Consider the following 13,002-nt stretch of genomic DNA (forward strand, 5'->3'; position numbering starts at 1 on the left):
ACGAGAACGAGGCAAGCAACAGAATGACCTCTCTCACGCGCTTTTCCGTCCAGCCGCTCTCGTCCATGACCCGGCGGCTGGCCGGCGTCGCTTCCGGGCGAGCCGATCCCGATCTGGTCATTGCCGGCGCACGCGTGTTGTCGACCTATTCGGAGCGCGTGCTTCCAGGCCGCGAGATCTGGTTGTCGGGAGGGCGGATCGCCGCTGTGAAGCCGGCCGGCACTTATAAGGGTGGCAGCGCCAGGATATATGACGCCAGGGGCGGCATCGTCGCCCCCGGCCTGGTCGATCCGCACATCCACATCGAATCCTCGATGGTGACGGCCTGCGCCTACGCCGAGGCGGCGCTGCTCAACGGCACCACGACCCTCTTCTGCGACAGCCACGAGATCGGCAACGTCATGGACGTTGCTGGCATCGAGGCGATGCTGGAGGACGCGCGCCTGGCGCCGTTGTCCATTTTCCTGACGGTTCCGAGCACCGTCCCGGCAACTTCGCCGTTGCTGGAAACGGCCGGTGGCGACCTGACAGCCGAGAAGATCGGCGCATTGTTCGACAAATGGCCGGAAGCCGTGGCGCTAGGCGAGAAGATGGATTTCGTGCCAGTGGCTATGGGCGATGAACGCAGCCATGCCATCCTCGCTGCGGCGCTGAGACGCGGCCGCCCGGTGTCGGGACACGTCTATGGACGCGAATTCGTGTCGGCCTATGCGGCCTCCGGCGTCACCGATACCCATGAGGCGATCGACCGCGAGATCGCCGACGACATGCTCGAGGCCGGCATCTGGCTGTTCCTGCGTGGCGGCCCGCCGACGACACCGTGGCACAGCCTGCCCGCAGCGATCAAGACGATTACGGAACTCGGAGCCTCGCATAAGCGCATCGCGGTCTGCACCGACGACCGCGATGCTGACGACCTGATGCTCTTCGGCCTGGACTGGGTGACGCGCGAGGCGATGAAGGCCGGCATGACGCCGGAGCAGGCCTGGTCGATGGGCTCGCTGCATGGCGCGACGCGCTTTGCAATGGAAGGCGAAATCGGAGGCCTCGGTGGTGGCCGCCGTGCCGACCTGGTGCTGCTCGACGACGGCTTCGATCCCGTTAGCACGTGGTATGGCGGCGAACTCGTCGTCGATGACGGCAAGATCATGCCGCTGCTCGACCAGGCCCTCTCGACCCGCTACCGCTATCCGGACACGGCCTACCACACAGTGAAGCTGCCGAAGCAGATCAAGCTGACGCCGGAGCTGCCAACCGGCAAGGTGGTGGCGCATACCATCCGCACCGAACTGCCGGGGATCACGCTCGGCCACCAGAAGATCACGCTCGATCCGTCCAACGATTGGCAGAACCATTTCGACCGCCACGGCCTGTGCTTCGTCACTGTGGTCGAGCGCCATGGCAAGTCGGACGGCAACGTCGCCTACGGGCTGCTCAGCAATTTCACGCTGCGACGCGGCGCCGTCGCATCGTCTGTCGGTCACGACAGCCACAACATCATCATCGCCGGCCTCAACGAGGCCGACATGCAGGTGGCGCTGCGGGCGATCGAGGAAACGCAAGGCGGCGTCTGTGTCGTCGTCGACGGCAAAGTGACTGCCATGGTTGAACTGCCGATCGCCGGCCTTTTGTCCGACAAGCGCGTCACTGAGGTCGCGGAGGAGGTGAAGATCCTCAAACGGGAATGGGAGGCGGCCGGCTGCTGCATTCCCTATATGGGCTTCAACCTCATCCCGCTCTCGGTCATCCCCGAAATCCGTATCACCGACAAAGGTCTCGTGCTGGTGCCGGAAATGGAGATCGTCCCCGCCTTTGAGGCCGCCTGAGTGGATCCCTTCCGACTTGGGCTGGTCTCACCGCGCATCCATTATTTCCAAATGGTCGCGCGGCTGGGCTCGGTTCGCCAGACCGCGCAGGCGCTCAACGTGGCGCCATCCTCCATCAGCCGCGTCATCAAGGGCCTGGAGGACGAACTGGGCACGCCGCTCTTCGAGCGTGTGCGCCAGCGACTGAAACTGACCAGCGCAGGCGAGCTTCTGCTCTACCACGCGCGTCAGAGCATCACCGAGTTGGCGCGCGCCTCGTCCGAGATCAATGATCTCAGTGGCCTCAACCGCGGCTCGTTGTCCGTGGCGATCGTGGAGAGCGCGGCGCGCGGGCTGGTGCCGAACGCGCTTAAGGAATTCTGGAAGCGCCACCCGCAGATATCGGTCGATGTGCATGTCGCCGGGTCGCAGCGCGCCTGCGATGCGGTTGCCGACGGCGAATGCGATCTGGCGCTTGCTTTCGACGTGCGCGTGCCGCGCAACGTGCGCAAGATCGCGAGCACGCCTCTGCCGCTGGGCGTCGTCGCTCATCCGGGCAGCCGCCTTGCCGGCCGCAAGGAAGTGAAGCTGTTCGATCTTGCCGGCGAACAGGTCATCGTCTCGGACAACAGCCTTGCTTTGGGCATTTCGATCGACGATGCGATCGGGCGCTCCATGATCGACATCACGCGACGGTCACGGACCAACTCGATCGGACTGATGACCGAGATGGTGCGCCTCAACCTCGGCGTGGTGCTTCGCACCAAGCTCGGCATCGAGCCGGAAGTGGCTGACGGATCGCTCGTTTTCGTGCCGTTGCGCGATTCTCGCATGAACCCGCACCGGCTGATGCTGCTCGCCCGGCTTGAACGCGAAATGTCGGATGCGGCCTCCGCATTCGCGGCGCTGCTGGCCCGCATGGTCGAGGCGTTGCATGATTAGTTGTTGCATTTTGCGCATCGATAAAGAGAGTAATTTGTCCCTATCTCGAACAACTGAGCTTTGCGAGACTTCCCGGCCGAAGGGGATGTCATGAAGCAGAGTGCGGTCGACGCGGTCATTCGGGGGCTTAAGCGGGCGGGAGTGAGCATCGTCTGCTATCTGCCCGATTCGTTGTTCAAGGAGCTCTATCCGGCCCTTGATGCCGATCCGGATATCCGCACGATCCGCGTCACCAACGAGGGTGAGGGCGCGGCGATATGTGGCGGGGTCTTCCTGTCGGGCAAGCGCGCGGCGCTGGTCATGGAAAATTCCGGCTTGCGCGCCTCGGTCGAGCCGCTGGCCCGCATGGGCCTTGGAGCCGGCATCCCGGTCGTGATGCTGATGAGCTATCGCGGCGAGCTCGGCGAGAACAACTGGTGGGCAGTCCCGCATGGCATCACCATGGAGCCGGTGCTGAACGCGCTGCGCGTGCCATACCGGATCGTCACAGAGGAGGCGAAGATCGAGCGCGCCATCCTTGACGCCTATTCCTGGTCCTATGCGTCCTATTACCATTCGGCTGTGGCGCTCGGCGGCGAGGTGGTGCGGTGAAACGCTTCGACTGCATGAAGGCGCTCGCCGCGCGGCTGAAGGATGAGCTGGTGATCCTTTCGCTCGGCGGCAGCGTCGACGAGTGGTACAACGCCGCGCCGCATATGCGCGAGGCGAGTCTGTTCCAGCAGCAACTCGGCTGCGTCACGCCGCAGGCCTTCGGGCTCGCCGCCGGCCTGCCGCACCGCCGCGTCATTTCGCTCGATACGGATGGCGGCCTGCTCTTCAACCTGGGCATTCTGGCCACGCTCGGAAACGAGCAGCCGAAGAACCTCTTCGTCGTGGTCTGGGACAATGAGTGCTACCAGTCGATCGGCGGCCCGCCGACCCATACGGCGCTGGGCCGCGTCGACCTTGCCGCGATCGCGCGCGGCGCCGGCGTCGAGAACGCCCATACGGCGCGCACGGTGGAGGAGTTCGACGCACATTGCGCAAGGGGGCTCGCCATGGAGGCACCCTATATAGTGGTCGCCAAGGTCTCGGGAACGGTCCAGCCGGACATCAAGCGCAAACACAGCGACGGCCGCGAGGACAAGTATATCTTCGTCCGCCATGTCGAGGCGAGCGAAGGCATCGTCATCATGGGCCCGAGCGAGCACAACTGACGAGATCATGGGCACCCTCGGACCTGTCGTCCCCCGACGCGCACTGAAACGCAGCTACGATTACGTGGTGGTCGGCTCGGGTTCCGGTGGCTGTGCGGTGACGCGGCGACTGGTCGATGCCGGCGCCGACGTCCTCCTGATCGAGGCCGGCCCGACGGGTCTTGGGTTCGAAGAGATCGAGGACCCCGGCAAGTGGGTGCCGCTTGGCCGCAGCACCTATGACTGGGGCTATGATTATGCTCCGACACTGAGGGTGAATGGGCGTACCATCGGCATCCCGCGCGGGCGCCTGCTTGGCGGCTCAAGCGCCATCAACGCGATGATGTGGTATCGCGGCCATCCGCAAGATTACGATGCCTGGGAGGCTGGCGGCGCCAAGGGCTGGAGCTTCGCCGACGTGCTGCCCTATTTCCGGCGCTGCGAGGACTGGCGCGACGGTGCAAGCGAGTTTCGCGGAGCGGGCGGTCCGCTCCATATCGAGCGGCCGGCGGCACTGCACCCGGTCGCGCAGGCGCTGATCGATGGCGCGGCCGAAATCGGCATCCCCGTAATCGACGATCCGAACGGCCCCGGCAACGAGGGGGCGGCGGCCGCGAATTTCAACATCTGCGACGGCAAGCGCTGGAGTTCGGCGACGGGCTATCTCGTGCCGATCCTGGATCACCCGATGCTGACGGTGCTGACCGGATCCGCGGCCATCGGCCTGACGGTCGAAGGCAGCCGATGCGTCGCGGTCAAGCACCTCGTCGGCGGCGAAATCTGCGAAACGCGCGCGCAAGAGAGCATCGTGCTCGCGGCCGGGGCCATCGACACGCCGCGCCTGCTGATGCTGTCGGGCATCGGCGATCCGATCGAACTGCAGCGCCTTGGCATTGCGCTCGTTCGCGCCCTGCCGGGTGTCGGCAGGAATCTTCAGGACCATCCGCTGGCGCAGGCCTGCGTCTTCCGCGCGAAACGACCGATCGGACCGATAGTGGGCAATGGCGGTGGCTCGATGGTCAACTGGAAGTCGCGGCCGGACCTGCCGCAGCCCGACCTGCATGCCTTCCCCGTCCAGGGCAACAGCGCCGAACCGGCGATCCGCGCGCGCTACGATCTATCCGGCGATGTCTTTTCCTTCGGTGCGGGCCTGATGCGCTCGAAGAGCGTCGGGCACTTGAAGTTGCTCGACGGCAAGCCCGGCGGACCGCTCGAAATCCAACCGAACTTTCTGGCGGAACCGGAAGATCTCGACGCCATGGTCACTGCGGTCGAGATGGTGATGGAGATGGCGGCTGCAAAGGCGAACGCCGGTGTCTTCCGCAACTTTGCCGCACCTGACCGCCGACTGACCCGCACCGAGACAATCGCCTTCATCCGCGAGGCGTGCACGACGTTCTTCCACACCTGCGGAACAGCCAAGATGGGCGAGGACGCGATGGCCGTCGTCGACAGCCGTCTCGCCGTGCACGGGCTGGACGGCCTGCACGTTGCCGATGCCTCGGTGATCCCAACGATCCCGACCTGCAACACCCACGCGCCCGCCACGATGATCGGCGAGCGCGCCGCCGATTTCCTGCTCGCGGCGGCAGCTTGAGGATGTCATGACCGACGGACCGCACACGGAGTACCCGCGATGACCCAAGGTCTCATCCTCGCTGCCGACACGCTGCTCACCATGGATGAAGATAACCACGTGTTGCCTGATGGCGCCGTGCTGGTCGAGGATGGTCGTATCGCCGCGGTCAGCGCACTCGCAGCATTGCGCGCTGCGTATCCGGCCGTGGCCGTGAAGAAACTCGACAATGCGGTGCTTTTGCCTGGGCTGGTCAATGCCCATGCGCATTCCGGTTTTTTGCGCGGCACGGCGGAGCACCTGCCGGTTTGGGACTGGCTGACGCTCCATATCAATCCGATGCATCGCGTGCTGCAGCCGCACGAGGCCGAGGCGGCATCGTGGCTCTGCTACGCGGAATCCGTGCTCGGCGGCACGACCACCGTCGTCGACATGTGGCGGTTCATGGAAGGCAGCGCCAGGGCGGCCGAGGCGATCGGCAACCGCCTGGTCGCCGTGCCTTACGTCGGCGAGCATCCCGACTACAACTACTTCGACACACTCGACATGAACGAGGCGATGATCGAGGGCTGGCATCGCAAGGCGGGCGGCCGTATCAATGTGTGGGTCGGGCTGGAGCATCTGTTTTATGCCGACGGGGCCGGCCAGCGCCGGGCGATCGAACTCGCAAGGAAACACGACACCGGCTTCCACACGCATTGCAGCGAGGCCGAGATCGAGATCGCGGAATTTAAGCGGCGCTACGGCAAACGCCCGATGTTCGCGCTGGACGACCTTGGCTTCTTCGAAACGCCGCGCGCCATGATCGCCCACGCCGTCTGGCTCGATCGAGAAGAGATCGAGCTTATTTCCAAGCGCCGCGTTTCGGTGGCCCACAATCCTGTTTCCAACATGAAGCTGGCAAGCGGCATCGCGTTGGTGGCTGAGATGCTGAAGGCCGGCGTGCCTGTCGGGATCGGCACCGACGGCGAGAAGGAGAACAACAATTTCGATATGTTCGAAGAGATGAAGGTGACTTCGCTGCTGGGCAAGCTCAAGGACCTCGACGCCGCCGCCATGGATAGCTGGCAGGTGCTGCGCATGGCCACCATTCTCGGCGCCAGGGCGATCGGTCTCGACCACGAGATCGGCTCGATTGAAGTCGGCAAGCGCGCCGACATCATCGCGGTCCGCACCGATACGCCGCGCATGACGCCGGTCTTCCGCGACGGACCCTATTTCAACTTCCATCACAATCTTGTCCACGCCGTGCGCGGCAGCGACGTGTCTTTGACGATGGTCGATGGCGAGATCCTGGCCGAGGACGGCGCGCTGCGCACCGGCGACCTGCGCGAGATCATCGCCGAAATCCATCGCGTCGCGCCTGGCCTGTTCGCCCGGCGCGCCGCTTTCCTTGCCCAGAATTCCGGCGGCAGCCTGCAATGGACTCAATAAGGCGAGCCCCGGTCATGAAGACGACGGACAGGGCGGCACTGGACGATTGGTACGCGGTGGAGACGGTCGCCGACCTGGATGGCGCGCCGAGCCATACGCGGCTGCTCGGCCAAGACATCGAACTGGTCCGTGACATCACGGGCGAAATCACGGTTCGGGAGGTCCTGGACGACGGCAACCGCGGCCCCGCGCTGCCCGTCCGGCAGCGCTACGGCTGCGTCTGGACGACGCTGGGCCTGCCCGGGAAGGAAATCTTCGAGATCGCCGAGGCATCGGAACCCGACCGCCGCTACGTGCCCTGCGGCTGGGTGACGATGCGGGCGTCGGGTTTGCGTGTCGTGGAGAACTTCCTCGACATGGCGCATTTCCCCTTCGTGCATACCGACATTCTCGGCTCGGAGCCGCACACGGAAGTACCCGCCTATCTGAGCGAGATACGTCGCGAAGTAGACGAGGTCTGGGCGACCAACTGCACGTTTTTCCAGCCGCGCATTGCCGCCACGGAAAGCTCCGGCGCGTTCGTGCATCTGACCTATCGCGTGCCGAGCCCATTCGTGGTGATGCTCTATCGCGTGTGCCCCGTGGCGCCGGACCGGCTCGACGCAATCGCGCTGTTCATCCAGCCCATCGAGGAAGACCGCTGCCGCGCCCAGCCGGTCATGTATCTCGTCGACTCGGCTTCGACGCAGACGGCGTTGCTCAACTTCGAACAGGTCATCTTCCTGCAAGACCGGATCATCGTGGAGAACCAGCGGCCGCTGCGCCTTCCGCTCGAGCCGCGGATGGAAATCCCGACCCGCGCCGACAGCGCCTCCATCGCCTACCGCCGCTGGCTGAAGGAAAAAGGCATCCGTTTCGGCACGACCGCGAGAGCCACATGACCGAGTCGGGTCTCCAGGTGCTTCGCCCGACCTCCGTTGCCGAGGCGCTGTCATTGGCAGGCGAGGGCGCGTCGCAACTGGTCGCCGGGGGCACGGCGCTGCAGCTCGGCTGGGCGAAGGGCCTGCCAAAGCCGCGGCGCCTCATCGACATCGGCCGTATCGCCTGCCTGAAGGGCATCCAACTGGCCGGCGACGGGTTTCGGATCGGCGCACTGACGACCCTGGGTGCCTTGGAGCGTGACCGGGCGATAGGCGAGACTTTGCCTCTGCTCGCAGCCGCAGTCCGCGCCACGGCGGGACCCGCCGTCCGCAATCTCGCAACGCTGGGCGGCAACGTCGCGGGGGGCACGGGTTGCCTTCTGCCGGCCCTGCTCGCGATCGATGCGAAGCTGGAGATCGTCTCACCGGCTGGGCGCGCCGTCGTGCCGCTCGCGCAATGGTTGGCCGACGCACCGTCAGCGGGCCTCATTGAGACGGTCATCGTTCCACCGCAGCCTGCCGCTCGCTGGACCCATCGCAAAGTCGGCCTGCGCGCCGCCTTCACCCCAAGCGTGGCCGGTGTCGCCGGGTTGATCGAAACGGCGGACGATCGTGTCACGATCGCGCGGCTCGCGGCCAGCGGCGGCGGGGAAGCAGCCCGTCTCGGTCACGCCGAAGCGCTGCTCATCGGCCGGCGCCTCCAAGAGATCGATTGGGCCGAGCTGCACGCCGCAATTCTCGAAGAGGCGCCGGCGATCGATGATGCATGGCGGTCCGACCGCTATCGGCGCAGTGTCGTGGCGAATGCGCTGGTCTTCGGGCTCGGCGGAAAGTTGTCCCAAGGAGCACATTCGCCGCGCCGGCGGACCGTGCCGTACGGAAATCCACCTGCCGAAATTCTCGTGTCGCGATCGGAGATCGGCGCACGCTGGCACCAGCGGCCGGACGTTGCACCGAAAATCGCAGGCAGGCTCGAATACCTGACCGACCGTCGCGAGCCCGCCATGCTGGTCGGGCGCATTCGGCGTGCCGGCATTCCCCATGCAAGGATCGTTTCCATCGATACGAGCGCGGCCGAGGCGCTGCCAGGAGTCGCGGCGGTTGTAACGCACCGCGACATTGCCGGCAGCAATGCCTTCGGCATTGTCGTGCAGGATCAGCCGGCACTGTGCTTCGACAAGGTCCGCTATTTCGGCGACGCTGTTGCTGCCGTTGCCGCTGTTGACACACGGACGGCCGAACGCGCGCTTGCTCTCGTCAGCGTCGAATACGAGCCGCTGCCAATTGTGAGCGATCCCCAACAGGCACTCGCCGCTGGGGCCGAGCCGGTCCACGCCTCAGGCAATCTGCAGTGCAGCTTCGAGTTCACGCGTGGCGATGCCGCCGCGGCTTTTGCCAAGGCAGCTCATATCGTCGAGGCTGTCTACGAAACGCCGAGCCAGATGCACGGCTTTATGGAGACGGAGGGCGGCTACGCTTTCGTCGGCACGGATGGTACCCTGAACGTCTTTGCCGGTGGGCAGCATGGCCGCCGCGACCGCATGCAGCTCTCGCGCATCCTCGGTATGCCGCAAGAGCGGATACGGGTGGTCACCAGCCCGACTGGCGGCGCTTTCGGCGGCAAGGACGAGCTGACCGTGCAGCCGGCCCTGGCCCTGCTGGCGCTGAAGACCGGACGCGCCGTGCGGCTGCATCTCGAGCGGGCGGAATCCGTCATCGCGGGTACCAAGCGCAATGCCATGCACATCCATATGCGCACCGCCTGCGACGCCGAGGGTCGTCTGCTCGCCCAACAGGTGGATGTGATCGCGGATGCCGGCGCCTACGCGTCGCTCGGTCCGGGCGTGCTTGAGACGGCGCTCGAACACGCCTGCGGGCCATATGTCGTTCCCAACGTCCTCAGCTCGGGCAGGCTCGCCTATACCAATAACGGCGTCTGCGGCGCGTTTCGTGGCTTCGGTGCCAACCAGATGGCCTTCGCGGTAGAGTGCCAGCTGGACCGGCTGGGCGAAGCCGCCGACATCGACATTATCGAGATACGGCGCCGCAATTTGCGCGAGCCTGGCACGCGAGGCCATCTCGGCCAGCAGGTCGCGCCGTCCGAACGTCTGGCCGAGATGCTGCAAGCCGCCGCTGCTGACCCGATCTGGGCCAAGCCGCGTGGTCCGTCGTTCGACGGCTCTGAGACTATCGGCGTCGGGATGGCGATGAACTATCAAGGCAATGGACTAGGCACGCTGCCGCCGGACCCGGCCGGAGGCGCGTTGCGCTTGGCTCCGGATGGCATGATCGAAGCGCTCTATGGCCTGGACGAGATGGGACAAGGCCTGCTCACCTCGGTGAAGGCCGCGGTCGCCGGAGCGCTCGGCTGCGGCCGCGACGATGTCCGGCCGGTCACCGGTGATACGGCGGCGACGCCCGAATCCGGCTCCTCCACCGCCTCGCGCGGCACTCACGTGGTTTGGCGGGTCGCAGCAGTCGCCGCACCACCTTTTACGCGCGACCTCCTGGCAGCAGCGGGCCAGCTGCTTTGCCGCGAAGCCGGGACGCTGGCGCTGGCACCCGGCGGTATCGTCGAGCGACATTCCAACAGCGGGTCACTGCTCTTGAGTTTCGCCGAACTTGCCGAGGCGTTGCCTCCCGACCGGCTGCCAGCTGCTGCCGTCAGCTTCGAGTTTCCGAAATCGGACTATCTGGAAGGCAATGCACGCCTGATCTTCGCCTTCGGCGCGACACTGGCGCGCGTTGCCGTGAGCCGCATCACTGGGCAGATACGCGTGCTCGAGCTCCATCAGCATACCGCGGCCGGACCGATGCTCGATGCTGCCGCCTATCTTGGCCAGATCGAAGGCGGCGGCGTCCAGGGGCTGGGCTTCACCCTCACTGAGGACGCGGCTATGCGGGATGGCCGGGATCTTGCCGGCAACCTCGATTTCTACATGCTGCCAGGCATTGCCGACACGCCGGAAAGCTTCGCGACCTTCGCGTTGGAGGATCTGGACGAGGACGACCCGTTCGGCCCGCGCGGAGTTGGTGAGCTTGGCATTGGTGCCGTGACGCCAGCCGTCGTCAACGCGATTGCGGACGCCACAGGGGCTTGGCCCGAGCGCCTCCCGGTCGATCCTGAATGGGTACTCGACGCGCTGCAGAGGAGTGCAGCGTGAGTGCCGAGATCGCGATTACCTTTAACCTAAACGGCTGCCGCCAGGCGCTGGCCGTGCCCGCCGAGTTGCGCCTGATCGACCTGCTGCGCGATCATTTCGGCATGACTGCCGCCAAGATGGCTTGCGGCATCGGCCGCTGCGGCGCTTGTTCCGTGCTGATGGACGATCGCGCGGTCAATGGCTGTCTGCTCATGTCGTGGCAACTCGACGGGGCCACCATCATCACGCCGGAGGGTTTCGACGACCTTCCCGAAGCCATTGTCCTGCGCCAGGCTCTGGCGGCCGAAAACGCTTTCCAGTGCGGCTACTGCGCACCCGGCATCACTGTTGCGCTGACCGCTCTGCTGCTGGAGAATCCGGCTCCAGACGAGTCTCAGATCCGCACTGCGCTCGAAGGCAATATCTGCCGCTGTACCGGCTATCATTCCATCATCCGCGGTGCCCTCGCGGCGGTCGAGGCGTTCGCTTGCGGGGTACGGACATGACGGTCATCATTCGAAACGGTGCAGCCAGGCACGCAGGCGTCGAGGCGTTCCTGGCCAAACCCAGAATGCGGCACCTGATCGGCGGCGGCTGGTGCGACGCCAGCGATGGCGCAACCTTGCCCGCGACCGATCCTGCGAATGGCGACACGCTCGCGCTGCTGGCGCAAGGCACAGCCGATGACGCCGGGCGCGCCGTTGCTGCGGCGCGTGCTGCTTTCGAAGGCGAGAGCTGGCGCGACATGACACCGTCGGCACGCGGCAAGCTGCTATGGCGCATCGCCGACCTGATTGAACGCCATGCCGATGAGCTTGCAGAACTCGAGACGCTTGACCAAGGAAAGTCGCTGAAGACCTCGCGCTTCGCCGAGATTCCCGCCTCGGCCGAGCAGTTCCGCTATTTTGCCGGTTTTGCCACGAAAATCCTCGGCACGACCATCCCCACCTCCATCAGCTACCAACCGGTGGGCAGCAAGATTTTCGCCTACACGGTGCGAGAGCCGATCGGTGTCGTGGCTGCCATAACGCCATGGAATTCGCCGCTGCTTATGGCCTCGATGAAGCTCGCCCCGGCGCTTGCCGCCGGCTGTACGATCGTGCTCAAGCCAGCTGAGGAAACGTCGCTCACCGCGCTCAGGCTCGGCGAACTGATGATCGAAGCCGGCTTGCCTGACGGCGTCGTCAATATCGTGACCGGTCTCGGTGAAACCGTGGGCGCAGCATTGGCTGCAGATCCCGATGTCGATAAGGTCGCCTTCACCGGCTCGACGGAAGTCGGAAAGATGATCGTCTCCGCAGCGCGCGGCAATCTGAAGAAGCTGACGCTCGAGCTGGGCGGCAAGTCGCCGGCCATCATCATGCCCGATGCGGACATGGGGCTCGCAATCCCCGGAGTGGCTCGGGGGATCTTCGCCAATGCCGGCCAGGTCTGCGTCGCCGGCTCGCGTGTCTATGCGCATCGCTCGATCTACGACCGTCTGGCGGAGGGGCTGGCGGAAGAGGCGCGAAAGCTGCGTCTCGGACACGGGCTTGGCCCGGATACCGACCTTGGTCCGCTGGTCAACGGAACCCAGGCTGCGCGCGTCGCCTTCTACGTCGGCGATGGTGCTTCCAGCGGCGCCGAGATCATCGCCGGCGGCCGGCGCTTCGACAACTTCTTCGAGCCGACCGTGGTTACCGGCGTGCGCCCGGACATGCGCATGATGCGCGAGGAAATCTTCGGCCCGGTCGTTGCCGTGACACCGTTCGACGATGTCGCGGAGGCGATAAGCCTTGCGAACGACTCGCCCTACGGCCTCGCCGCAAGCGTCTGGACCCGCGACCTATCCACTGCGCATCGCCTTGCCGCACGTATCCGGTCGGGCACCGTCTGGATCAATTGCCATTCCTACTTCTCGCCGGAACTGCCGAAGGGCGGCCACAAGCAATCCGGTTGGGGCTATGAGAACGGCGCACCGGGTCTGGAGAACTATCTCGAGACGAAAACGGTCTGCGCGGTGATTTAGCCGCGCCTTTTCCGCGATGTTCGCGGATCGGAGGCTGACAGCCCTTCCATCGGCGGACA

General features: G+C 65.3%; 10 protein-coding genes. All 10 read left to right on the forward strand.

Going from position 1 to position 13,002, the window contains the following annotated elements; genetic code table 11:
* Positions 1-23 precede the first annotated feature (23 nt).
* The 10 genes from NKH60_RS01995 to NKH60_RS02040 all read left to right on the forward strand — a co-directional run bounded on the left by NKH60_RS01995 (position 24) and on the right by NKH60_RS02040 (position 12,943).
* Complete coding sequence (locus NKH60_RS01995) at positions 24-1,826, forward strand: adenine deaminase (protein ID WP_352470591.1); 1,803 nt, start codon at positions 24-26, stop codon at positions 1,824-1,826.
* Positions 1,827-2,747, forward strand: a complete 921-nt coding sequence (locus tag NKH60_RS02000) for a LysR family transcriptional regulator (protein WP_352470590.1) — start codon at positions 1,827-1,829, stop codon at positions 2,745-2,747. It begins immediately after the preceding gene.
* Between the two features lie 90 nt (positions 2,748-2,837).
* Positions 2,838-3,338: a thiamine pyrophosphate-binding protein gene (locus NKH60_RS02005; protein ID WP_352612499.1), complete on the forward strand. Its 501-nt coding sequence runs from the start codon at positions 2,838-2,840 to the stop codon at positions 3,336-3,338.
* Positions 3,335-3,943, forward strand: coding sequence for a thiamine pyrophosphate-dependent enzyme (locus tag NKH60_RS02010; RefSeq protein ID WP_352612501.1), 609 nt, complete (start codon positions 3,335-3,337; stop codon positions 3,941-3,943). The genes NKH60_RS02005 and NKH60_RS02010 overlap by 4 nt, the downstream gene beginning before the upstream one ends.
* A 7-nt stretch (positions 3,944-3,950) precedes the next feature.
* Complete coding sequence (locus NKH60_RS02015) at positions 3,951-5,519, forward strand: GMC family oxidoreductase (RefSeq protein ID WP_352612503.1); 1,569 nt, start codon at positions 3,951-3,953, stop codon at positions 5,517-5,519.
* A gap of 39 nt (positions 5,520-5,558) precedes the next feature.
* Positions 5,559-6,932 (forward strand): amidohydrolase family protein, encoded by a 1,374-nt coding sequence (locus tag NKH60_RS02020; protein ID WP_352502552.1) that lies wholly within the window; start codon positions 5,559-5,561, stop codon positions 6,930-6,932.
* 14 nt (positions 6,933-6,946) lie between these two features.
* Positions 6,947-7,813, forward strand: a complete 867-nt coding sequence (locus tag NKH60_RS02025; RefSeq protein ID WP_352612505.1) for an aromatic ring-hydroxylating dioxygenase subunit alpha — start codon at positions 6,947-6,949, stop codon at positions 7,811-7,813.
* Positions 7,810-10,956 (forward strand): molybdopterin cofactor-binding domain-containing protein, encoded by a 3,147-nt coding sequence (locus NKH60_RS02030; RefSeq protein WP_352870975.1) that lies wholly within the window; start codon positions 7,810-7,812, stop codon positions 10,954-10,956. Before NKH60_RS02025 ends, NKH60_RS02030 begins: the two co-directional genes overlap by 4 nt.
* Positions 10,953-11,441 carry a (2Fe-2S)-binding protein gene (locus NKH60_RS02035; protein ID WP_352612510.1) on the forward strand — a complete coding sequence of 163 codons (489 nt, stop codon included), beginning with the start codon at positions 10,953-10,955 and terminating at the stop codon, positions 11,439-11,441. The genes NKH60_RS02030 and NKH60_RS02035 overlap by 4 nt, the downstream gene beginning before the upstream one ends.
* Entirely contained in the window at positions 11,438-12,943 is a 1,506-nt protein-coding gene (locus NKH60_RS02040) for an aldehyde dehydrogenase family protein (RefSeq protein ID WP_352612512.1), read from the forward strand. Before NKH60_RS02035 ends, NKH60_RS02040 begins: the two co-directional genes overlap by 4 nt.
* Positions 12,944-13,002: the final 59 nt, after the last annotated feature.

It is taken from the genome of Mesorhizobium sp. M1006 (assembly GCF_040318825.1).
In the GTDB taxonomy this organism is placed as follows: domain Bacteria; phylum Pseudomonadota; class Alphaproteobacteria; order Rhizobiales; family Rhizobiaceae; genus Mesorhizobium.